Genomic DNA, 22,795 nt, shown 5'->3' on the forward strand with positions numbered 1-22,795 from the left:
TCGATTCGTGCGATACAACCCTGCCGAGCATCATCCGCCCATCTCAAATACATTGGCGGATGATCCATGGAACAGTCACTCAAACACTTACGCTTCCCTCTCGCACTCCTGGCCGTGCTGGTGATGAGCGCTTGTGGCAAGGCGCCGGAAACGGCCGCCAGCATGCCCGCCGCCAAAGTCAGCGTAGCCAAGGTGCTCGAACAGCCGGTCAACGAATGGGACGAGTTCACCGGGCGCCTCGAGGCGCCTGAAACCGTAGAGATCCGCCCACGGGTTTCCGGCCAGATCGACCAGGTGGCCTTCACCGAAGGCGCCCTGGTGAAAAAAGGCGACCTGCTGTTCCAGATCGACCCGCGGCCGTTCCAGGCCGAAGTGCGCCGCCTGGAAGCCCAGCTGCAACAAGCCCGCGCCACCGCCACCCGCAGTGCCAATGAAGCCCAGCGCGGCCAGCGCCTGCTGACCAGCAACGCGATCTCCGCCGAGCTGGCCGACACCCGCACCAGTGCCGCCCAGGAAGCCCGCGCCGGAGTCGACGCAATCCAGGCGCAACTGGACGTGGCCAAGCTCAACCTGAGTTTCACCCGGGTCAGCGCGCCCATCAGCGGTCGCGTCAGCCGTGCGCAAATCACCGCCGGCAACCTGGTGACCGCCGATGTCACCCCGCTGACCAGCGTGGTCTCCACCGACAAGGTCTACGCCTACTTCGACGCCGACGAGCGTGTGTACCTCAAGTACGCCCAGCTCGCCCGCCAGGGCCAGCGTGGCCAGACCACCCCGGTCTACCTTGGCCTGTCCAATGAAGATGGCCACCCGCACCTGGGCCAGATGAACTTCGTCGACAACCAGGTCAACCCGCAGACCGGCACCATCCGCGGTCGCGCGGTGTTCGACAACGCCGACGGCAGCTACACCCCGGGCCTCTATGCACGCCTGAAACTGGTGGGCAGCGGCACCTACTCCGCCGTGCTGATCAACGACGAAGCGGTGGGGACCGACCTGGGCAAGAAGTTCGTGCTGGTGATGGATGCCGACAACAAGCCGGCGTACCGCGCCGTCGAGCTGGGGCCGAAGATCGAAGGCCTGCGCATCGTGCGCAACGGCCTGAACAAGGACGACACCATCATCGTCAAGGGTCTGCAGCGCGCCCGTCCGGGCGCCCCGGTCAGCCCTGAAGTGGTGCCGATGGCCAGCAAGGAAACCCTCGCCGCCCTGGCGCAACAAAGAAAGGCCCTGGAAGCCAGCAACCTGCCTCAAGTCGCCCCCGCCAAGGGCGCGTCTGAAGCGGCTGCGAAACTGGCCAGCGCTGCGACTCCACGCGGTTAAGGGAAAAGACTCAAGATGAATTTCTCCCAATTCTTCATTTCACGGCCGATCTTCGCAGCGGTGCTGTCGCTGCTGATCCTGATCGCCGGCTCCATCTCGCTGTTCCAGCTGCCCATCAGCGAATACCCGGAAGTGGTACCGCCGACCGTGGTGGTGCGCGCCAACTTCCCGGGCGCCAACCCGAAAGTCATCGGCGAAACCGTGGCCGCGCCCCTGGAACAGGCCATCACCGGCGTCGAGAACATGCTCTACATGTCCTCGCAGTCCACCGCCGACGGCAAGATCACCCTGACCATCACCTTCGCCCTGGGTACCGACCTGGACAACGCCCAGGTGCAGGTGCAGAACCGCGTGACCCGCACCGAGCCCAAGCTGCCTGAAGAGGTGACGCGCATCGGCATCACCGTGGACAAGGCCTCGCCCGACCTGACCATGGTCGTGCACTTGACCTCGCCGGACAAACGCTACGACATGCTCTACCTGTCCAACTACGCCATCCTCAATATCAAGGATGAGCTGGCGCGCCTGGGCGGCGTCGGCGATGTGCAGCTGTTCGGCATGGGCGACTACTCGCTGCGGGTCTGGCTCGATCCGAACAAGACCGCTTCGCGCAACCTGACCGCCACCGACGTGGTCACCGCCATTCGCGAGCAGAACCGCCAGGTCGCCGCCGGTACCCTGGGCGCCCCGCCCGCGCCGAGCGCCACCAGCTTCCAGCTGTCGGTCAACACCCAGGGCCGCCTGGTGACCGAGGAAGAGTTCGAGAACATCATCATCCGCTCCGGCGACAACGGCGAGATCACCCGCCTGAAAGACATCGCCCGGGTCGAGCTGGGTTCCAACCAGTACGCCCTGCGTTCGCTGCTGAACAACCAGCCGGCGGTGGCGATCCCGATCTTCCAGCGCCCTGGCTCCAACGCCATCGAGATTTCCAACGAAGTGCGGGCCAAGATGGCCGAGCTGAAACAGAGTTTCCCGCAAGGCATGGACTTCAGCATCGTCTACGACCCGACCATCTTCGTGCGTGGCTCCATCGAGGCAGTGGTGCATACCCTGTTCGAAGCGCTGATCCTGGTGGTGCTGGTGGTGATCCTGTTCCTGCAGACCTGGCGCGCCTCGATCATCCCGCTGGTGGCGGTGCCGGTCTCGCTGATCGGTACCTTTGCCGTGATGCACCTGTTCGGCTTCTCGCTCAACGCCCTGTCGCTGTTCGGGCTGGTGCTGGCCATCGGTATCGTGGTGGACGACGCCATCGTGGTGGTGGAAAACGTCGAGCGTAATATCGGCCTCGGCCTGAACCCGGTGGAAGCCACCAAGCGCGCCATGCGCGAAGTGACCGGGCCGATCATCGCCACCGCCCTGGTGCTCTGCGCGGTGTTCGTGCCGGCAGCCTTCATCAGCGGCCTGACCGGGCAGTTCTACAAGCAGTTCGCCCTGACCATCGCGATCTCCACGGTGATCTCGGCCTTCAACTCCCTGACCCTGTCACCGGCCCTGGCCGCGGTCTTGCTCAAGGATCACCACGCACCGAAGGACGGCTTCTCCAAGTTCCTCGACAAGTTGCTGGGTGGCTGGCTGTTCAAACCCTTCAACCGCTTCTTCGACCGCGCCAGCCATGGTTATGTCGGCACCGTGCGCCGGGTGATTCGTGGCAGCGGCATCGCCCTGTTCCTCTACGCGGGCCTGATGGTGCTGACCTGGTTTGGCTTCGCCCACACGCCGATGGGCTTCGTCCCGGCCCAGGACAAGCAATACCTGGTGGCCTTCGCCCAACTGCCGGATGCCGCGAGCCTGGACCGCACCGAGGACGTGATCAAGCGCATGTCCGACATCGCCCTGAAGCAACCGGGCGTGGAAAGCGCAGTGGCCTTCCCTGGCCTGTCGATCAACGGTTTCACCAACAGCCCGAACAACGGCATCGTGTTCGTGACCCTCAAGCCTTTCGACGAGCGCAAGGACCCGAGCATGTCCGCCGGGGCCATCGCCGGCGCCCTGAACGGCAAGTACGCCGATATCCAGGAAGCCTACATGGCGATCTTCCCACCGCCGCCGGTACAGGGTCTGGGGACCATCGGCGGGTTCCGCCTGCAGGTCGAGGACCGCAGCGGCATGGGTTACGAAGAGCTGTATAAAGAAGTGCAGAACGTCATCGCCAAGAGTCGCAGCGTGCCGGAACTGGCCGGGCTGTTCACCAGCTATCAGGTCAACGTGCCCCAGGTCGACGCGGCTATCGACCGGGAAAAGGCCAAGACCCACGGCGTGGCCATCAGCGACATCTTCGACACCCTGCAGGTCTACCTGGGCTCGCTGTACGCCAACGACTTCAACCGTTTTGGCCGTACCTACCAGGTCAACGTCCAGGCTGAACAGCAGTTCCGTCTCGAAGCCGAGCAGATCGGCCAGCTGAAAGTACGCAACAACAAGGGCGAGATGATCCCGCTGGCGACCTTCATCAAGGTCAGTGACACCGCCGGTCCCGACCGTGTGATGCACTACAACGGCTTCGTCACCGCGGAAATCAACGGCGCGGCCGCACCGGGCTACAGCTCCGGCCAGGCGGAAGCGGCGATCGAGAAACTGCTCAAGGAAGAACTGCCCAACGGCATGACCTACGAATGGACCGAGCTGACCTACCAGCAGATCCTGGCCGGTAACACCGCGCTGTTCGTCTTCCCGCTCTGCGTGCTGCTGGCCTTCCTGGTACTGGCCGCGCAATACGAGAGCTGGAGCCTGCCGCTGGCGGTGATCCTGATCGTGCCCATGACCCTGCTGTCGGCTATCGCCGGGGTGATCCTGTCCGGTGGCGACAACAACATCTTTACCCAGATCGGCCTGATCGTACTGGTGGGCCTGGCGTGCAAGAACGCGATCCTGATCGTCGAGTTCGCCAAGGACAAGCAGCAAGAGGGCCTCGACCCGCTGGCCGCGGTCCTGGAAGCCTGCCGCCTGCGTCTGCGGCCGATCCTGATGACCTCGTTCGCCTTCATCATGGGTGTGGTGCCCCTGGTGTTCTCCAGCGGTGCGGGTGCAGAAATGCGTCACGCCATGGGTGTCGCGGTGTTCTCCGGGATGCTCGGGGTGACCTTCTTCGGCCTGCTGCTGACCCCGGTGTTCTACGTCCTGATCCGCAACTATGTGGAGCGCAGCGAAGCCCGCAAAGCGACCCGTGCCCTGAAACTGGAGGCGCAACAATGAGCCTGAAAGTCTTCCTGCCGAGTTTGCTGGCACTGGCCCTGAGCGCCTGTGCCGTCGGCCCGGACTACCAGACCCCGACCACCGAGGCGGCCCATATCGCGGCCGCCGCCGATGGCGCCGCGGGCCAGAAGCAGTTCGACCGCGCGCGCTTCGAAGGCATCTGGTGGCAGCAGTTCGACGACCCGGTGCTCAACCAGCTGGTGACAAAGTCCTTGCAGGGCAACCGTGAATTGCGCGTGGCCTTCGCCCGTCTGCGGGCCGCCCGGGCGATCCGCGACGACGCCAGCAACGATGCGATGCCGACCATCACCAGCCGCGCCAGCAGCGATCTGGCCAAGGGGCAGATCCCCGGCCAGACCACCCGCCGGGTCAACAGCGAACGCTACGACCTGGGCCTGGACATGGCCTGGGAACTGGACCTGTTCGGCCGCATCCAGCGCAACCTGGAAGCCAGCGAAGCCGACCAGCAGGCCGCCGAGGCCGACCTCTACCAGCTGCAAGTCACCATGATTGCCGAGCTGGTGGACGCCTACGGTCAACTGCGCGGCGCCCAACTGCGGGAAAAGATCGCCCTGGCCAACCTGGACAACCAGCAGGAGTCGCGCAAGATCACCGAAAGCCTGCGTGACGCCGGCGTCGGCGACCAGCTCGACGTGGTCCGCGCCGATGCGCGCCTGGCCGCGGTAGAGGCCAGCGTGCCGCAACTGCAGGCCGAACAGGTGCGCCAGCGCAACCGTATCGCCACCCTGCTGGGCGAGCGTCCGGACAAGCTCAGTGTCGATCTCAAACCCGCGCAGTTGCCGGCGATTGCCAAGGCCCTGCCGATCGGCGACCCGGGCGAACTGCTGCAGCGCCGCCCGGACATCCTCAGCGCCGAACGCCAGCTGGCCGCCGCCACCGCGCGGATCGGCGTGGCCAAGGCCGACCTGTTCCCGCGGGTCAGCCTCAGCGGCTTCCTCGGCTTCACCGCCGGCCGTGGTTCGCAGATCGGCTCCTCGGCCGCCAATGCCTGGGCCCTGGGCCCGAGCATTACCTGGGCGGCCTTCGACCTGGGTAGCGTGCGCGCCCGCCTGCGGGGCGCCAATGCCGACGCCGACGGCGCCCTGGCGACCTACGAGCAGCAAGTGCTGCTGGCCCTGGAAGAGTCGGAAAACGCTTTCAGCGACTACGGCAAGCGCCAGCAACGCCTGATCTCGCTGATTCGCCAGAGCGAGTCGAGCCGCGCCGCGGCCGACCTGGCAGAGATCCGCTACCGCGAAGGCACCGTCGATTTCCTGGTGCTGCTCGACGCCCAGCGCGAACGCCTGGCCGCCGAGGACTCCCAGGCCCAGGCCGAGGTCGACCTGTACCGTGGCATCGTCGCCATCTACAAGGCCCTGGGTGGCGGCTGGCAGCCGGAGACGGTCGCCAGCAAATAAGGCTTCAACCGAGCTCCTTTGGTTGGCCGCAACCAACCAATTTTTTGCCCCGTGTTCTCATTCGGTCACGGGGCTTTTTTTGCCTGGCAAAAAGCATCGCCTATTCCAGCACCGTCACCGTCGCCGTGGTGCCGGCGCGCAACCTGTCCTTGCCCGGGTAATCGGGGTCGATGGCGATCCGCACCGGCACCCGCTGCGCCAGCTTGACCCAGGTGTAGCTGGGGTTGATGTTGGCCAGCAGGCGGCTGCCCTGGGAGTTCTCACGGTCGGTAATGGCGAAGGCAATGCTCTGCACCTTGCCGTTGAAGGTCTCGCCGCTCATCAGCTGGATGCGCACCGCGCTGCCCTCCTCGATCCGCGGCAGCTTGGTCTCCTCGAAATAACCACTGATATAGAAAGAGTCGCTGTCCACCAGGGCCAGCAAGGCCGCGCCGGCACTGGCGTAGTCGCCCTGGCGGGTCTGCAGGTTGGTCACGTAGCCGCTGACCGGGGCTTCGACCCGGGTGCGCTGCAGGTCCAGTTCGGCCTGCTTCAGCGCGGCCTGGGCCAGGTGCACGTTGGCCTGGGCCAGGCCGAGGTTGGCCTGGTCGCGCAACAGGTCGGCCTGGGCCACCGCCACATCGGTATTGGACTTCTCCCACTCCTCGCCGGAAATCGCGAAGCCCTGCTTCAGGCTGCGGCGCCGGCGTTCTTCGCTTTGCCGCTGCTTGAGCTGCGCCGCGCTGGCGGCAATCGCCGCCTCGGACTGGCCGAGGGTGGCGACCGCCACTTCCACCGAGCGCTTGGCATGCTCCACGGCCAGGGCATATTGCGCCGGGTCGATCTCCAGCAGCAGCTGGCCCTTGTCCACGTGCTGGTTGTCCTGCACCCGCAGGCTGACGATGCGCCCGGCGACGTCCGCCGACAGGGTCACCACATCGGCCCGCACCCGCGCATCGCGGGTCCAGGGCGCGCGGGTGTAATGCTCCCAGGCGAACCAGCCCAGCACCAGCGCCAGCACTACCGCCACCAGGGTGATCGAACGGGCCAGGGTGTTTTTCAGATTCATAGGCTTCCCATCAACAGAATGACCGTGGCGCAGACGCAGGCATACAGCGCCCCTTCGAACAACGCTTCGTGCCAGACGAAACGCAATACACCGAGGCGCCGCAGCCCCCAGTCGAGCAGCAGGAAAATCGGCAAGGCCAGCAACAGGGCCTGGGCAATGGGCGGCAGGTAGACGCCGCCGAATTCGAAATCAATGGGCAAGGGCCGGTTCTCCTGTTTCCGTGGGTTGCAGCATGGGGCGGTAGCGCTCCAGGAAGGCGCCGACGATCAGCAGCGAGACGCGCATGCGGAACACCGACCACAGCTGTTCGTGGGCCTCTGGCCGATCGTCGGCGTGCAACTGGTCCAGGTGGTCGCCCAGTTCCCGCAGGCGCGCCAGCAGTGGGTCCACATCCAGCCCCGGGCGCCCCGCCACATAGCGCCCGACCCGCCGCAGCAACTGCTGCAGGTCGGCGTTGGCCGCGCTGCTCAGCCAGGGGTTGTCCAGGCTCTGCTGCTTGAGCTGGTTCATCGCCACACCCAGGGTCATGCAGGCCAGGCTGGTCTCGAAACGTTCGGCGGAAACCCGGTCGCCGGCGGCGGGCAACAGCCCGAGCATCTGGGTCAGGCGGTCGACCATGCGGCTCTCGAAGACAAACTGCTCCTCATCGCTGGCCGTGGTTTTCTGCAAGGCGTACACCTGCTCGCGGGTGTCGCGGAACAAGCGGCGAATGCGCAGCACCGGGTTGAACGGAAAAATGAACGCATAGACCAGCAACGACAGCACCCCGCCGCTGACATAGGCCCCGGCGAACTCGAACCATTGAGCGGCATTGTTCTGCCAGGCGCCGATGTTCTGTGGGCCGATCATCAGCAGGCTCGACAGCCCCAGGCCCATGCCGATGCCGGCGGTCATCGGGCTGGCCAGGCCCACCGCGACCGTATACAGCAGCGGCACCAGCAACAGCGCCAGCCACTCGAAATCGCCGATCAAGGGCACCAGGGCGAAGACGTAGACCGCCGAGATCACCAGCGCCAGGGCCTGGCCGCGCATATAGCTTTGCGCCGCCGCCAGGGGCCGCGGGAAGGTCGCCATCAGCGAACAGAGAATGCCCACCAGGACCATGCTCGAACGCGCGCCGTCCCAGGCGGTTTCGATCCAGATCAGCCCGGCGACCAGCAGCGCGGTGAAGGCCCGCAGCGCATTCATCGCCGCCAGCGGCCAGTCCAGGTGCAGTGGGTTTGAGCGACCCTGGCGGTACAGGCAACTGGCCTGGCGACCGTCCTGGATGGCATCGCTGAATTCGAGAATGTCTTCGAGCTGCTTGAGCATCCGCGCCTGCTCCCAGCGCAGGGCCCAGGCCAGGGAGCGCAGGGTCGCGGGCAAGGCATCGGCCTCGCGCTCGGCGCGCCGCGCCTGTTCGTCGAAACGCTGCTGCAAGTGCGCGAACTGCTGCCGCGAGGCGGCGGGCAAGGCGCGGCCGTGCTGCGCCAGTTCGTCGAGAAACGCCAGTTCGTCGGCGCGCAGTTGCTGGATCGCCTCCGGCAGCTCGCCGACCCAGCGCGCCCGCAGCAGTTCGCGCTGGTGGCGCAGTACGGTGAGGCGCGAGGTCAGCAGCACCAGCTGGTTGCCCAGCAGTTGCACCAGGCCATCGGCGCTGCGCAGGCGTGGCGCATCGAAGTACAGGTGGCGGCGCAAACCTTCCAGGGCGCTGATCTCGCCCAGCAACTGCATCTGCCGCTTGTGGAAGTCGGCCTCGCTTTCGTCGGTACGGATCGCCGCCGCGGCGTGGGTCGCCAGCAACTTGAGCACCTGGTCGATCTTGGCGAAGTAGCCATGGGCCACGGCCTCCGGGCGCGCCGTCAGCAAGCTGACCACGCAGACGCAAGCCACCGCCAGCAGGGTTTCGGTGACCCGGGTAATGGCCAGCATCAGGGTGTTGCCTTGATCGGGGATCGCCAGCATCGCCACTACCACCGCGGTGTAGCCACTGAGCACGAAGGCCTGGGAGCTGGTGTAGCGCAGCAAGGTGCCGCCGGCGGTGCACAACGCCAGCCACAGGCCGAGGGTGACCAGGAACGGCAGCGGCGCCTGGGGGAAGATCGCCATGATCAGCACCGCCACCGCGGCCCCCAGGGTGGTGCCGACCACCTGGCCGAAACTGCGGGCCAGGGCCATGCCGGCCAGGGGCTGGCTGACGATGATCACCGCCATCAGCGACCACTTGGGCTGGTCGAGGTCGAAGATGAACGCCAGGTACAGGGTCAAGAGGCCGGCGGCGATGGTACGCAGGGCGAAGCGCAGCACCGCGCCTCCCGGGTGGATCACGACCTTGAAGTAATTGATCAATGGCTGCATGAGTGGATTCTGGACAAAGGGGCACCTGCGGCTAGCGTAGTCAGTCTGCGGCCGGGAAAGCTTATCGTCCCGGCCTTCCCGGCAGGAAGGCAATTTTTCCCGAACTGTCGATCGTTCGCGCCAACTGCGTCGTCAAGCAGAGTGATTGGACCAGCCGGCGCGGCTCTTCCAGCCTTGCCCTGCCGCGAAAACCCGAGTCCTGCCCGCCGCCCCGCAAGCGGGTTTGACTCCGAGGGGAACCTGACCGAAGCTTGCGCCTTCGTAAAGCCGCCCCTGCCATGGATGCCTGCATGACCAAGCCCCGCCGCACCCTGTTGATCAGCCTCATCGTCGTATTGGCCCTGGGCCTGGCGTGGCTGTTCCTGCGTACCACGCCACCGGCGGTGCCGGATGCGATCAGGCACGGTTACGGCAAGGCGCTGGAACAGGCGCGCAACGGCCAGCCCGGCGCGGCGCGGGTGCTGTATCAACAGCTGGGGCGTCCGGACCTGTCGGACAGCCGGCGCATCCGCCTGCTCGCCGAGCTGCACAACTACCCCAGCCCACAGGCGCTGAAACTGGCCGACGCCGGCCTGCACCACGCCGAGCCCGAGGTCCGCGAGGCCGCCATCCAGGCGGTGCTCGGCCTGGTCCCGGCGCGCCAGCGCAGCCTGCTGATCGGCCCGCTGCTGGACGATGAAGTGCAAGGTGTGCGCTTCGCCGCCGTCACCGCCCTGCTCGGCCTGTCGCCTGATGAACAGGGCCTGTATTTCGGGCCGCTGCAGCAAGTGATCGATGAGTACACCCAGGTGCTCAAGGCCCAGCCGGAGAACGTCGAGGCGCAATACCAGCTGGCGCGCCTGTACCTGCACAACGCCAACCTGGACCAGGCCCAGCAGACGCTGGAGCACGCCTTGAGCCTGCAACCGGACAACCTGCAAGCGGTGATCCTGCAACTGGAGGTGCTCGACCGCCAGGGCCGCAGCGAAGATGCCCGCCAGTTGCTGGCCAAACAGCTGCAGGCGCAACAGGATTCCGCCTACCTGCAACACGCCCTGGGCATGTGGCTGCTGCACCACGACCAGGGCGAGTTCGCCCTGCTCGGCCTGTCCCGCGCCGTGGAGCTGGAGCCGAACAACGCCAATTACCGCTACGACCTGGCCACCACCCTGCACAGCGAAGAGGAGCTGGAAGCGGCGCAGAAACAGCTCGAGGAAATCGTCCAGCGCCAACCCGCCAACCGCAAGGCGCGGGTGCTGCTGATCAAGTACTGGAAGGAAAGCGGCCAGCTGCAGAACGTGCAGATCCTGCTGGCCCAGCTGGAACAACAGAACCCTGACGATCCGGCCTTGCAGCAGGGCCTGTAAAGGCTATTCCCTGTAGCCGCTGCCGAGCTTGCGAGGCTGTGATCGACAACTGCCTCGGCATGCCGCCCAGTCCGATCGCAGCCTCGCAGCCTCGGCAGCGGCTACAGCGCGGCGGTTGTAGAGAGGGTCACGCCAGCAGGCGCTGGATCTGCTCTTGCAGGCTGTCGAGGTCGAAGGGCTTGGCCAGGATCGGCGCGCTTCTCGCGATGGGGCTGCCGGATTCGAGAATCTCGGTGGGATAGCCACTGATGAAAATCACCTTGAGGTCGGGGCGCAGTTTCACCGCGGGTTCGGCGATCATCACCCCGGTAATCCCGCCCGGCAGCCGGTAGTCGGTGATCATCACATCCAGGTGCGGTTTGCTGGCGAGGATCTCGAATGCCTGCTCGCCGTTTTCCGCCTGCAACACCCGGTAGCCCAGGCCCGACAGATAGTCGGCGAGCAACATCAGAATCACCGGTTCATCTTCGACGATCAGTACGACGTCTTGTGCATCTTCACTCATGAGAAGCCTTTGTTCGGTCAATAGCTGCTGATACGACCATCCGGTCATCCAGAAGGTTGCGTGGGAGCCGGTGTTTTCCTACAGCGGCAGACAAACGCGAAACAAGGCACCTTCGCCGATCCGGCTGTCGACTTCGATGGTGCCGCCATGGGCGGTGACGATCTGCTCGGAAATGAACAACCCCAGCCCGAGCCCGGCCACCGCATGATTGACAGAGACGCGCTCGAACTGCTGGAAGATACGCGCCTGGTTTTCCTCGCTGATGCCGATCCCGTGATCGCGCACTTCGACCCGCGCCTGCCCGCCCGCGCTGTAGACCCGTACTTCGATCGGGCTCTTGGCGCCATAGCGCAAGGCATTGGTCAGCAGGTTGGAGATCACCTGTTCGATGCGGAACTCGTCCCACTGGCCGAGTACCGAGTCTTCGGCGTTCAGGGCAATCGACGACTCGGCGGCCTCGGCCTGGGGCGCGAAATTCTCCAGCAGGCCGCGCACCAGCTGCACCAGGTCGACCCGGCTCGGGCGGATCGACAGCTTGCCGGTACGGATCCGCGAGATGTCCAGCATGTCCTCGATCAGGCGGATCAGGCTTTTGATCTGGCGCTCGTCGCGTTCGACCATGGCATGCATCTTGTCCAGGGTGAACGCGGAAGCGTTGTCGCGGGCCAGGTGCATCTTGCGCAGCTGGGTTTCCAGGATCAGGCCGTTCAGCGGCGTGCGCACCTCGTGGGCGACGATCGACATGAAGTCGTCACGCATGCGCACCGCCTGCTCCAGTTCGTTCTGGGTCGCCTGCAACTGCTTGAGCAACGCCTCCTGCTCGCGCCGGCTCTGCTCCAGGGCTTCGACCTGCTGCTTCATGGCCTTGCTCTGCCGGTACAGGTCGACGAACACATTGACCTTGCTCTTCACCGCATGGGTATCCAGCGGCTTGTGCAAAAAGTCCACCGCGCCGCTTTCGTAGCCCTTGAAGGCATAGTCGAGCTCGCGCCCGGCGGCGCTGACGAACACGATGGGGATGTTCTTGGTCTTCTCGGTGCCGCGCATCAGTTCGGCCAGCTCGAAGCCGTTCATGCCGGGCATCTGCACATCGAGGATGGCCATGGCGAACTCATGCTGGAGCAACAGCGACAATGCCTCGTCCGCTGACAGCGCCTTGTACACCTGGCGGTCCTCGCGCTTGATCAGCGCTTCGAGGGCCAACAGGTTCTCTGGCAGATCGTCGACGATCAGCAGCTTGGCTTGGATATTACTTAACATGCGATTCGTTCCAGCTCGACAAGCAGACGGCTGATGCCGTGCAAAGGGAGAATGTAATCCGGTCGGTGCAGCGCGATGGCCGCTTCGGGCATGGTCGCCACCTGGGCCTCGGCCGGGTCCTGGACAATGCTCAGGCCACCGCGCCGCTTGACCTGGGCCAGGCCTTGCGCGCCGTCCTGGTTGGCCCCGGTCAGCAGCACCGCGGCCAGGCGCGGGCCATAGGCATCGGCGGCGGAGTCGAACAGGTAATCGATGGCGGGACGCGAATGATGCACGCGCTCCTCCTGGCTCAGGGACAGGCTGCGGTCCTGCTCCACCGACAAGTGATAACCGGGCACGGCGAAATACAGGGTGCCGCGCTCGATGGTCTGCTTGTCGCGGGCCTCTTTCACGGGCAGCGCCAGGCGCCGGGCGAACAGCTCGGCCAACTGGCTGCGATGCTCTTCGGGCAGGTGCAGCACCACCACTATCGGCAGGCTGAAGCCCTCGGGAAACGCCGTGAAGATTTTCAGCAACGCCTCGACGCCGCCGGCCGACGCACCTATCACTATGGCCTCGACCCGCGGCAAGGCGGATTGCCCGTTGGCGTCATCGTTCATGATTTGCGGTAGACCCGTTCTTGTTTGACCAGCGGCTCGAAATGCTCGCCGTAGGCCGAGAAGTCCAGGGTTTCCTTGCTGCCCAGCACCAGGAATCCACGGTGGCAGAGCGACTCGTGGAACAGGCCGAAGGCCCGGTCCTGCAACTTCTTGTTGAAATAGATCAGCACGTTGCGACAGGAAATCAGCTGGGTTTCGGAAAACACGCTGTCGGTCGCCAGGCTGTGATCGGCGAAGGTCACGTTCTCACGCAAGGTCTTGTCGAAGATCGCGTAGTCGTAGGCCGCCGTGTAGTAGTCGGCAAAGGAGCGCAAACCGCCGGCCTGCTGGTAGTTCTGGGTGTAGGCGCGGATGTTCTCCAGGGAAAAGATGCCCTGCTTGGCCTTCTCCAGGGAGCTGGGATTGATATCGGTGGCGTAGATGATAGTGCGCTCCAGCAACCCTTCCTCGCGCAACAGGATGGCCATGGAATAGACCTCCTCGCCGGTGCTGCAACCGGCGATCCAGACCTTGATCGAGGGATAGGTCTTGAGCAGCGGCACCACTTCCTGGCGAATCGCCAGGAAGTGCGACGGGTCGCGAAACATCTCGCTGACCGGGATCGTCAGAAACTGCAGCAGCTGCATGAACGCGCCCGGATCGTGCAGCACCCGCTCCTGCAGGGCGGAAATGGTCTTGCATTCGAACTGGCGCAGCGCATGGTTGATCCGGCGCTTGATCGAGGCGCCGGAGTAATCGCGGAAGTCGTAGCTGTACTTGAGGTAGATAGCTTCGATCAACAGGCGCAGTTCGATCTCGGTATTGCGCTCCACTAGATTCTTTCCATCTTGGGTAACCAGACTCGAATGAGGGAAAACAGCCGGTCGAGGTCGATCGGCTTGGCCAGGTAATCGTTGGCCCCGGCCTGCAGGCAGCGCTCCTGATCGTCCTTCATGGCCTTGGCGGTCACCGCGATGATCGGCAGCTTGCGCCAGCGCGGCTGCTTGCGGATTTCCTGGGTGGCTTCGTAGCCGTCCATCTCGGGCATCATCACGTCCATCAGCACCAGGTCGATGTCCTCGACTTCGTTGAGCTTGGCGATCGCCTCATGGCCATTGCGGCCGATGACCACGATCGCGCCCTTCTGTTCCAGGGCGCTGGTGAGGGCGAAGATATTGCGCACATCGTCGTCCACCAGCAGGACCTTGCGCCCCTCGAAGACCTTGTCGCGGCTGCGGGCGGCCTTGAGCATCTTCTGCCGCTCATGGGACAGCTGGGACTCGACCTTGTGCAGGAACAGGGTCACTTCGTCCAGCAGGCGCTCAGGCGAGCGCGCGCCCTTGATGATGATCGAGCGCGAATACTTGCGCAGCTCCGCCTCTTCGTCGCGGGTCAGGTTGCGCCCGGTGTAGACGATCACCGGCGGGAACGAGCAGATATCCTCGGTGGACATGCGCTTGAGCAGGTCGTTACCGAGCATGTCCGGCAATTTCAGGTCGATGACCATGCAGTCGTAGAGGTTGTCGCGCAGCAGTTCCAGGGCCTCCTGGGCCAGGCCGACGGCGGTGATCTCGATGTCGTCGTCGCCGATCAGCCGGGCGATGCTGTCGCGCTGCAGGTCGTCGTCCTCCACCAGCAGCACACGCTTGACCTTCTGGGTGAGCTTGGCTTCCAGGCGGGCGAACACGTCCTTGAGCTCTTCGCGGGTGGTGGGCTTGACTGCATAGCCGATGGCGCCCATGTGCATGGCGGCCTCGACCCGGTCTTCCACGGAGATCACATGCACCGGGATATGCCGGGTGGTGGCATGCGCCTTGAGGCGCTGCAACACCGTCAGCCCGGAATGATCCGGCAGACGCATGTCCAGCAGGATCGCGTCCGGCACGAACTGCTCGGCCAGGCTGTAGCCCTCGTCGGCGCCGTGGGCCACCAGGCACTGGTAACCCAGCTCGTGGGCCAGGTCATACAGAATGTGGGCAAAGTTCGGTTCGTCCTCCACCACCAGGATGCAGCGGGTGGCGAACGGCGCCTTGTCGCGATCGTCGGCGAAACGCGCAATCTCCACCTCGGGCACCGGCGGCGCAGCCGGTTTGCTCGGCGCCGGCGCCACCCGCACGGCGGCGGGCCTGGCCGCCTCTTGCGGCTCTGGTGCGCGCTCGACGTACTGTTCCGGCAGCACCAGGGTGAAGACACTGCCCTGCCCCGGCTCGCTGGCGACCGTGATCGAACCGCCGAGCAGCGCCGCCAGGTCGCGGGAAATCGACAATCCCAGGCCCGTGCCGCCGTAACGGCGATTGGTGGTGCCATCGGCCTGGCGGAAGGCTTCGAAAATGCTTTCCTGCTGTTCCGGGGCGATGCCTATCCCTGAGTCGCGCACAGCAAAGGCAATGCCCGCCTCGGGCTCGCGCGACACGCTCAGGCTGACCTGGCCCTTCTCAGTGAACTTCACCGCGTTGGACAGCAGGTTCTTGAGAATCTGCTCGACCCGCTGGCAGTCGGTGAACAGCATCGAAGGCGCGCCGGGCTGCAACTCGACACAAAATTCCAGGCCCTTGTCCGCGGTCAGCGGCTGGAACAGCCCGCGCAGGCCTTCCACCAAGCGCGCGACGCTGGCGTTTTCCGGACGCACTTCGAGCTTGCCGGCTTCTACCTTGGAAATATCGAGAATGTCGTTGATCAGGTTGAGCAGATCGTTGCCCGCCGAATAAATCGACTCGGCGAACTGCACCTGTTCGGCAGTGAGGTTTTCCTCGGCGTTTTCCGCCAGCAGCTTGGCCAGGATCAGCGAGCTGTTCAGCGGCGTGCGCAGCTCGTGGGACATATTGGCGAGGAATTCGGACTTGTACTTGCTCGAACGCTGCAGCTCCTCGGCACGCTCCTGCAGCTGCACCTGGGCCTGGTTCAGCTCGCCGTTCTTGCGGTCCATGGCGTCGCGCTGCTCCGCCAGTTGCTCGTTGGTCTGCTCCAGCTCCACCTGCTGGGCCTCCAGGTGCACCTGGGACTCCTTGAGCACCCGCGACTGTTCCTCAAGCTCCTCGTTGGCGGTCTTCAATTCTTCCTGTTGCACTTGCAGCTCTTCGTTGAGCTGCTGGGTTTCGGCCAGCACTTCCTGCAGGCGCTGGCGATAACGCGCGCCCTCGATGGCGGTGCCGATATTGCCGGCGATCAGTTCCAGCAGCTCGACGTCACGTTCGCTGAGGGCCCGCAGGAAGCCCAGCTCGATCACCCCGTTGACCCGGTCGTCGTCGCTGGTCGGCACCACCAGCACGCTGCGCGGCACGCCTTCGCCCAGGCCGGAGCTGACCTTGAAGTAATCGGCGGGCACCTCGTCCAGGCGGATCAGCCGGTCCTGCTGGGCCGCCTGGCCGACCATGCCTTCACCGAGGAAAATCGACTGTTCGCGCTCTTCCTGCTCGCGGGAGAAGCCGTAGGCGGCCACGCGCTTGAGGCCGCCGTGCTCTTCACGCACATACAGCGCCGCCACCACGCTGCCCAGGTATTGCGCGCAGAACTGCAGGAGGTTGCGCCCCAGCAGGTTCAGCGTCAGTTGCCCCAGCAACTGCTCGGCCAGTTCGGTCTGGCCACTGCGCAGCCAGGCCTGTCGCGCCAGGCTCCGAGCACTTTGCTGCTGGGCCTCGAGGTTGGCGCTGTAGCTCTTCGACAGGTTGAGCAGGTCGCGGCGCCCGATATAGGCCAGCAAGCCGCTGATCCCCACCACGAACAGCAGATACAGGACCACGCTGAGGACCGTGGTGCGCGTGACATTCTCGTTGCGATCGACCCGCAGTTGCTGCTCCATCGCCACCGCTTCGTCGTATTCCTTGCGCATCTGGTCGGTCAGGCGCTTGCCCCGGCCGGACTGTACCGAGCGGCGATAATCGCCCTCCTGGCGACGCATCTCGATCATGTTTTTCGCGTGCAGGCCCCACTCTTCCTGCAAGGCTTCCAGGCGCTTGAAGCGATCCACCTGCTGTGGGTTATCCGCCACCAGCCCCCGCAGCTCGCGCAATTCGCTGAAGATCTGCGGCTTGGCCACTTCATACGGGTCGAGAAAATGCTCGTCGCCGGTGATCAGGAAGCCGCGCATGCCGGTTTCCAGGTCGACCGTCAGCTTGGCCGCCTGGTTGATGCTGTTGATCACCCGATCGCTGTGCTGGACCCACTGGATCGCCGAGAGCAGATAGCTGATCAGGGACACGAAGACCACCGCGCTGAGCACGCCCACGCCCAGGGGAAGCGCGATGTTGCGGCTTAGCAGCTTGCGAAAACTCTGTTCATCGACCGAAGACGAAGAGATCATTGAAAGGCCTTGGTGAAGGGTAAAAACCATGGAGTTTGCCCCAAAGGAGGGCAGCGTATCTATGCTTGCGACAAGCTCGGTGGCAATTTTTCATCCTGCACTGCCCGCCCTCGATCAGACAGGTTATTCTGGCACAGCTTGTACAGGATTACTTTTTTGTACAGGTTCGGGAACTTGTCATTGCGCGTTATTTACTGATGCAAGAGACAAGCACTTTTTTCCGCTGCCGTCCTTTTTTTCCATTTTTTCGAGAGCCTTGCCATGTCCCCCACCGATTCCACCATCCTGGTCGTCGAAGACGATGCCATCGTCCGCATGCTGATTGTCGATGTGCTGGAAGAGCTGGAATTCAAGGTACTGGAAGCCGCGGGCAGCGAAGAGGCCCTGGCCCTGTTGCGGGACAGCGCGCTGCGGATCGACCTGATGATGACCGACGTCGGCCTGCCCGGTATGGACGGCAAGGAACTGGCGGCCAGCGCCCGCGCCTTGCGCCCGGAGTTGCCGGTGCTGTTCGCCAGCGGCTACGCGGAAAACATCGAGGTGCCCGCCGGCATGGCGGTGATCGGCAAGCCCTTCTCCATCGACCAGTTGCGCGACAAGGTCCGCGCCATCCTCGGCTGAACCCTCGGTAACCCGCGCCGAACCGCCGAGCGCCTCGACCATGGGCGCCGGGGCGGCCGCGCCAGCGCCCTGCTGTGGTTTAATGGCGCCCCCCGCAGACACCCCCGCGCTTTTCAGGAATACCCACTCATGAGTCCGACCGCCGCCACCAAAGTCCTGGTCATTGGTTACGTCTGGCCCGAACCCCGCTCATCGGCGGCCAGCGGGCACCTGATGCAGATCCTCCAGGTCTTGCTCGGGCAAGGCTGGGACATCACCTTCAGCAGCCCGGCCAACCCCGGCGAGCACAAGGAAGACCTGAGCGCCCTGGGCATCCGTGAATGCCCGATCGAACTGAACAATAGCAGCTTCGACCGCTTTATCGCCGAACTGGCGCCGGATATCGTGCTGTTCGACCAGTTCATGATGGAGGAACAGTTCGGCTGGCGCGTCGAGCAACAGTGCCCCGGCGCGCTGCGCGTGCTCGAGACCTCCGACCTGCAGAGCCTGCGCCACGCCCGCCATCAGCGCCTCAAGGAGCGCCTCAAGGACAGCGACGACAACGATGACTTCAGCGCCCTGTTCGCCCCCGCCGCCGCGCAGGAGTTCGCCGCCATGGCCGACACCGACCAGGCCCGGCGCGAAATCGCCGCGCTGTACCGCTGCGACCTGAGCCTGATGATCTCCGAGTTCGAGATCGAGCTGCTGGTCAGGCAATTCGGTTTGCCGCCGGCCTTGCTGCACTGGTGCCCGCTGATGCCCGAGCAAATGCCGCACAGCTATATGCCCTTCGCCGAACGGGCGCACTTCCTGAGCATCGGCAACTTCCGCCACGCGCCGAACTGGGACGCGGTGCTGTGGATGAAGAACGCCGTGTGGCCGCTGATCCGCCAGCAGCTGCCGGGCGCACAGTTGCATATCTATGGCGCCTACACCCCGCCCAAGGCCGCGGCCCTGCACAACCCGGCCCAGGGTTTCCAGGTGATGAACTGGGCCGAGGATGCATTAGAAGTCATGTCCGCCGCGCGAATCTGCCTGGCGCCACTGCGCTTCGGCGCGGGCATCAAGGGCAAGCTGCTGGACGCCATGCTCTGTGGCACGCCGAGCGTCACCACCCCGGTCGGCGCCGAAGCCATGCACGGCGACGCGCCCTGGCCGGGAGCAGTGGCCGAGTCGGCCAGCGCCATCGCCGCGGCGGCGGTGCGCCTGTACCAGGACCAGGCGCTGTGGAGCGCGGCCCAGGAACAGGGGCGCCAACTGTTGCTTGCGCGCTATCGGCAGCAGGTCCACGGCCCGGCCCTGGTCGAGCGCCTGCAGCACTGCCGGGCGAACCTGGCGCAGCTGCGCCGCGACAACTTCACCGGCGGCATGCTGCGTCACCATCACCACAAGAGCACCCAGTACATGGCGCAGTGGATCGAGGCGAAAAACCGCCTGGTTTGAGGCACGCCCGCCGATCCCCGGATGTCCAGGCGACACCCGCCCCTGTAGCCGCTGCCGCAGGCTGCGATCGACCCCGAAGGGGGCGCCGCTCTTGAGGGCCCGGAAGGTCCTGCGGACCTTATCGCAGGCTGCGCCAGCGGCTACAGGTGTAACGGCCGGCACTGGTGCTGAGGGGTTGAAGGAGGCATGATCGGGCGCAACAACGATAAAAAGCGCAGCGCCATGAGCCGATCAGCGAGAGTCACCGACCCTTCCTACGAATTGATGGACGACCACAACGGCCTGTCGATCATCTATCGCCAGCATGGCTTCCCCTGCCCCCTGGTGCGCTGGCATTTCCACAAGGAGTACGAGCTGCACCTGATCGTCGCCAGCTCCGGCAAGGTGTTCATCGGTGACTACATCGGCAACTTCTACCCCGAATCGCTGTTCCTCACCGGCCCCAACCTGCCCCACAACTGGATCAGCCAGGTCGCCGAGGACGAAGTGGTGGCCAAGCGCGACATGCTGGTGAACTTCACCGACGAACTGTTCGAAAGCGGCTATCAAGTGTTCGCCGAACTCAAGAGCCTGACGCCGCTGCTGGAGCGCGCGCAGTACGGCATCGAGTTTCGCTGCAAGCGCACCATCGCCCAGGCCATGGACCTGATGCAGCGCATCGCCGACTCCAGCGGCATCACCCGCCTCGGGCACTTCTTCATCCTGCTGGAACTGCTGGCCACCTGTGACGATTACCAGTTGCTGTCCGGCGCCACCAATGTGCAACTGGCGGACGAGCACAACGTCGACCGCACCAACCGCGCGGTGGACTACATCTTCGCCCACTACGCCCGCGAACTGCCGCTGGAGGAAGTCGCCGACTACCTGGGCATGAAACCCACCTACTTCTCCCGGGTGTTCAAGCAGGCCACCGGCCGCTGTTTCGTCGAGTTCGTCAACCGCCTGCGCATCAGCAAATCCTGCGAACTGCTGGCCGACGGCGACAAGCCGGTGACCGACGTGTGCTTCGAGTCCGGCTTCAACAACATTTCCAACTTCAACCGGCGCTTCCAGCAGCTCAAAGGCATGACCCCTTCCCACTACCGGCGCCTGGCCGTGCAGCGCCTGACCGAACAAAACCTCGCCTGACCTCCCCGCGCCCTATAAGAGCGAGCTTGCTCGCGATCAATCCGGTTAGCACCGCGGACATCTGATCTGGCGCTATCGCGAGCAAGCTCGCTCCTGCAAAAAACCTCCCCCCCCAAAGACCAGAGGCCGACCTGGCAAATGCGCCCTGTTCAGCTGGCGTTCAGCAAATGGCAATCATAGCCATTTGTGAATACGTATCATTATGTTACAACTTAGCTCCCTATCTATCTCCCCGCCGGTGCTGAATGCTCGTTCCATTTCTGATCATGCTGCGCGAAGGGATCGAAGCCGCGCTCATCGTTGGCATCATCGCCAGTTACCTGCAACAGACCGGACGCGGCCAGTGGATGCCGGCCGTGTGGATCGGCGTGTTTCTCGCCGCGGCCCTGGCCCTGCTGGTGGGCGGTGGCCTGGAGCTGATGAGCGCCGAGTTTCCGCAAAAGCAGCAGGAACTCTTCGAAGGCATCGTCGGCCTGGTGGCCGTGGGCATCCTCAGCTCCATGGTGTTCTGGATGCGCAAGGTCGCGCGTTCGCTCAAGCATTCCCTGCAAGCCTCGCTGGACCAGGCGCTGACCGGTTCCCGGCACCAGGTCACGGCGCTGATCGCCATGGTGTTCTTCGCCGTGGCCCGCGAAGGCCTGGAAACGGTGTTCTTCCTCCTCGCGGTGTTCCAGCAGAGCCAGGGCCCGGCCGCGCCCATCGGCGCCCTGCTCGGCCTGGTCCTGGCGATCGTCGTCGGCTGGCTGATCTACAGCGGCAGCATGCGCCTGAACCTCAGCGCGTTCTTCCGCTGGACCGGCCTGTTCATCCTGGTGGTGGCCGCCGGCATCCTCGCCAACTCGGTGCAGGCCCTGCATGAAGCCGGGGTCTGGAACCACCTGCAGGGCGTGCTGTTCGACTTCAGCGCCAGCCTGCCGATGGACGGCCCGCTGGGCTCGGTGCTGGCCGGCATGTTCGGTTACCAGGACGCGCCGACCGTCAGCACCCTGGGCGCCTATCTGATCTACCTGCTGGTGACCCTGGTGCTGTTCTTCCTGCCCGGCGCGGCACCCGCCGCCAGCCCATCGTCTTCCGTTTCCAGCCAGTAAGGCCTTTCCATGACCCAGCAAGCCTCCCCACAGTCCCCGACACCCAGCGCCCTGCGCTGGGCGCTCGCGGGCTCCGTGATGGTGATGATCGCCGCCGGCGGGCTGTTCTATTACGCCTCGCAGCTGGCCGCCAGCAAGCGCCAGGCGCATAAGGACGAAATCACCGTGACCATCCACCCCCATAGCTGCGAGCCGAACGCCCTGAGCATGCCGGCCGGACCAGCGAGTTTTCGTATCGTCAACCGCTCGGACCGCGCCGTGGAGTGGGAAATCCTCGACGGCGTGCTGGTGGTCGAAGAGCGGGAAAACATCGCGCCGGGCCTGAGCCAGGTGATCAACGCCAGGCTGCAGCCCGGCGACTACGCCATCACCTGCGGCCTGCTGAGCAACCCGCGCGGCACCCTGCATGTGACCCCGACCGCCGAGTCCGACGCCCAGGCCAAGGCCCGGCCATCGATGGTCGCCTTTATCGGCCCGCTGTCGGAGTTCCGGGTCTACTTGAGCCGCCAAAGCAGTGCCCTGATCAAGGCCGTGAGCGAGCTGGAGCACGCCATCCAGGCCGGCGACCTGGCCCAGGCCCAGGCCTTGTACCCGCCGGCGCGCGCGGCCTACCAGCGCATCGCCCCGGCCGCCCAGCGCCTGGGCGAGCTGGACAACCGCATCAACGCCCGCGCCGACTACTTCGAAAAACGCGAGCAGGACCCCGCCTTCGTCGGCTTCCACCGCCTCGAATACGCGCTGTTCCAGCAACGTGACCTGAGCGGCCTGGCGCCGATCGCCCAGCGCCTGCTCAGCGATGTCGCCAGCCTCAAGCAACAACTGCTGGCCCAGTCGCTGCCACCGGAGCAACTGGTCAGCCTGATCGCGCGCAGCCAACGCAGCATCGCCGAGGTGCGCGCCGGCAGCGGCGAGGAAGAACGCTACAGCCACAGCGACCTCAACGGCTTTGCCGCCAACCTGGAGACCACGCGCAAGGTCGTCGACCTGCTGCGCCCCTTGCTGGCCAAGCCCTCCGCCCCGTTGCTGGCGCAGATCGACAGCGCCCTCGGCGCCCTCGACAGCCAGTACAGCGCTTTGCGCAGCACCGAGGGCTACGCCTCCTACGACAGTGTCGGCGCCGATCAGCGCAAGCGGATCGCCGACCAGGCCAAGGTTCTGGCCGATGCACTCGATGGAATCGATCCCGCCCTTGGCCTCTCCGGCCTGTAAGCAGAAGACCTCCGCCC

The 22,795-nt window shown here is 64.9% G+C and carries 17 protein-coding genes; 9 read left to right on the plus strand and 8 right to left on the minus strand.

What is annotated here, in order from left to right; genetic code table 11:
- The first annotated feature begins 66 nt into the window (after window positions 1-66).
- The 3 genes from mexE to BMY68_RS08270 are packed head-to-tail and all read left to right on the plus strand — an operon-like array spanning window position 67 to window position 5,936.
- On the plus strand, window positions 67-1,323 hold the full coding sequence (mexE, locus tag BMY68_RS08260) for a multidrug efflux RND transporter periplasmic adaptor subunit MexE (protein WP_085530683.1): 1,257 nt from the start codon (window positions 67-69) through the stop codon (window positions 1,321-1,323).
- A gap of 15 nt (window positions 1,324-1,338) precedes the next feature.
- Window positions 1,339-4,518: an efflux RND transporter permease subunit gene (locus BMY68_RS08265; protein ID WP_085530682.1), complete on the plus strand. Its 3,180-nt coding sequence runs from the start codon at window positions 1,339-1,341 to the stop codon at window positions 4,516-4,518.
- Complete coding sequence (locus tag BMY68_RS08270) at window positions 4,515-5,936, plus strand: efflux transporter outer membrane subunit (protein WP_085530681.1); 1,422 nt, start codon at window positions 4,515-4,517, stop codon at window positions 5,934-5,936. The genes BMY68_RS08265 and BMY68_RS08270 overlap by 4 nt, the downstream gene beginning before the upstream one ends.
- A 100-nt stretch (window positions 5,937-6,036) precedes the next feature.
- On the opposite strand, the gene BMY68_RS08275 is transcribed toward BMY68_RS08270, so the two are convergent.
- The 3 genes from BMY68_RS08275 to BMY68_RS08285 are packed head-to-tail and all read right to left on the minus strand — an operon-like array spanning window position 6,037 to window position 9,321.
- Window positions 6,037-6,984: an HlyD family secretion protein gene (locus BMY68_RS08275; RefSeq protein ID WP_009044140.1), complete on the minus strand. Its 948-nt coding sequence runs from the start codon at window positions 6,982-6,984 to the stop codon at window positions 6,037-6,039.
- A complete protein-coding gene (locus tag BMY68_RS08280; protein WP_007924845.1) occupies window positions 6,981-7,184 on the minus strand; it encodes a DUF1656 domain-containing protein in 204 nt (67 codons plus the stop codon). Before BMY68_RS08280 ends, BMY68_RS08275 begins: the two co-directional genes overlap by 4 nt.
- Window positions 7,174-9,321, minus strand: coding sequence for an FUSC family protein (locus BMY68_RS08285; protein ID WP_085530680.1), 2,148 nt, complete (start codon window positions 9,319-9,321; stop codon window positions 7,174-7,176). Before BMY68_RS08285 ends, BMY68_RS08280 begins: the two co-directional genes overlap by 11 nt.
- Before the next feature lie 290 nt (window positions 9,322-9,611).
- Here BMY68_RS08285 and BMY68_RS08290 point away from each other — a divergent pair, with 290 nt between their 5' ends.
- The gene (locus tag BMY68_RS08290; RefSeq protein ID WP_085530679.1) at window positions 9,612-10,667 is read left to right on the plus strand and encodes a tetratricopeptide repeat protein; all 1,056 of its coding nucleotides are present in this window, start codon (window positions 9,612-9,614) and stop codon (window positions 10,665-10,667) included.
- Window positions 10,668-10,794: 127 nt separating this feature from the next.
- Here the strand turns inward: BMY68_RS08290 and BMY68_RS08295 are convergent, their stop codons facing one another.
- The 5 genes from BMY68_RS08295 to BMY68_RS08315 all read right to left on the minus strand — a co-directional run bounded on the left by BMY68_RS08295 (window position 10,795) and on the right by BMY68_RS08315 (window position 17,310).
- On the minus strand, window positions 10,795-11,172 hold the full coding sequence (locus BMY68_RS08295) for a response regulator (RefSeq protein WP_007924849.1): 378 nt from the start codon (window positions 11,170-11,172) through the stop codon (window positions 10,795-10,797).
- Between the two features lie 78 nt (window positions 11,173-11,250).
- Window positions 11,251-12,432, minus strand: coding sequence for a hybrid sensor histidine kinase/response regulator (locus BMY68_RS08300; RefSeq protein ID WP_085530678.1), 1,182 nt, complete (start codon window positions 12,430-12,432; stop codon window positions 11,251-11,253).
- A complete protein-coding gene (locus BMY68_RS08305) occupies window positions 12,426-13,031 on the minus strand; it encodes a chemotaxis protein CheB (protein ID WP_085530677.1) in 606 nt (201 codons plus the stop codon). Before BMY68_RS08305 ends, BMY68_RS08300 begins: the two co-directional genes overlap by 7 nt.
- A complete protein-coding gene (locus tag BMY68_RS08310; protein WP_009044145.1) occupies window positions 13,028-13,843 on the minus strand; it encodes a CheR family methyltransferase in 816 nt (271 codons plus the stop codon). Before BMY68_RS08310 ends, BMY68_RS08305 begins: the two co-directional genes overlap by 4 nt.
- Window positions 13,843-17,310, minus strand: coding sequence for a response regulator (locus BMY68_RS08315; protein ID WP_009044146.1), 3,468 nt, complete (start codon window positions 17,308-17,310; stop codon window positions 13,843-13,845). Before BMY68_RS08315 ends, BMY68_RS08310 begins: the two co-directional genes overlap by 1 nt.
- Window positions 17,311-17,571: 261 nt before the next feature.
- On the opposite strand from BMY68_RS08315, the gene BMY68_RS08320 reads away from it, so the two are divergent.
- From BMY68_RS08320 to efeO, 5 genes are all read left to right on the plus strand, one after another.
- Entirely contained in the window at window positions 17,572-17,931 is a 360-nt protein-coding gene (locus BMY68_RS08320) for a response regulator (protein ID WP_085530676.1), read from the plus strand.
- A gap of 129 nt (window positions 17,932-18,060) precedes the next feature.
- Complete coding sequence (locus tag BMY68_RS08325) at window positions 18,061-19,353, plus strand: glycosyltransferase (RefSeq protein WP_085530675.1); 1,293 nt, start codon at window positions 18,061-18,063, stop codon at window positions 19,351-19,353.
- Between the two features lie 222 nt (window positions 19,354-19,575).
- Window positions 19,576-20,481: an AraC family transcriptional regulator gene (locus tag BMY68_RS08330; RefSeq protein WP_009044149.1), complete on the plus strand. Its 906-nt coding sequence runs from the start codon at window positions 19,576-19,578 to the stop codon at window positions 20,479-20,481.
- 245 nt (window positions 20,482-20,726) lie between these two features.
- The gene (gene efeU / locus BMY68_RS08335; protein WP_009044150.1) at window positions 20,727-21,569 is read left to right on the plus strand and encodes an iron uptake transporter permease EfeU; all 843 of its coding nucleotides are present in this window, start codon (window positions 20,727-20,729) and stop codon (window positions 21,567-21,569) included.
- A 9-nt stretch (window positions 21,570-21,578) separates the two neighbouring features.
- Window positions 21,579-22,778, plus strand: coding sequence for an iron uptake system protein EfeO (efeO, locus tag BMY68_RS08340; protein ID WP_085530674.1), 1,200 nt, complete (start codon window positions 21,579-21,581; stop codon window positions 22,776-22,778).
- The last annotated feature ends 17 nt before the right edge of the window (window positions 22,779-22,795 follow it).

Source organism: Pseudomonas sp. NFACC41-3, assembly GCF_900109505.1.
Classification (GTDB): Bacteria; Pseudomonadota; Gammaproteobacteria; order Pseudomonadales; family Pseudomonadaceae; genus Aquipseudomonas; species Aquipseudomonas chlororaphis.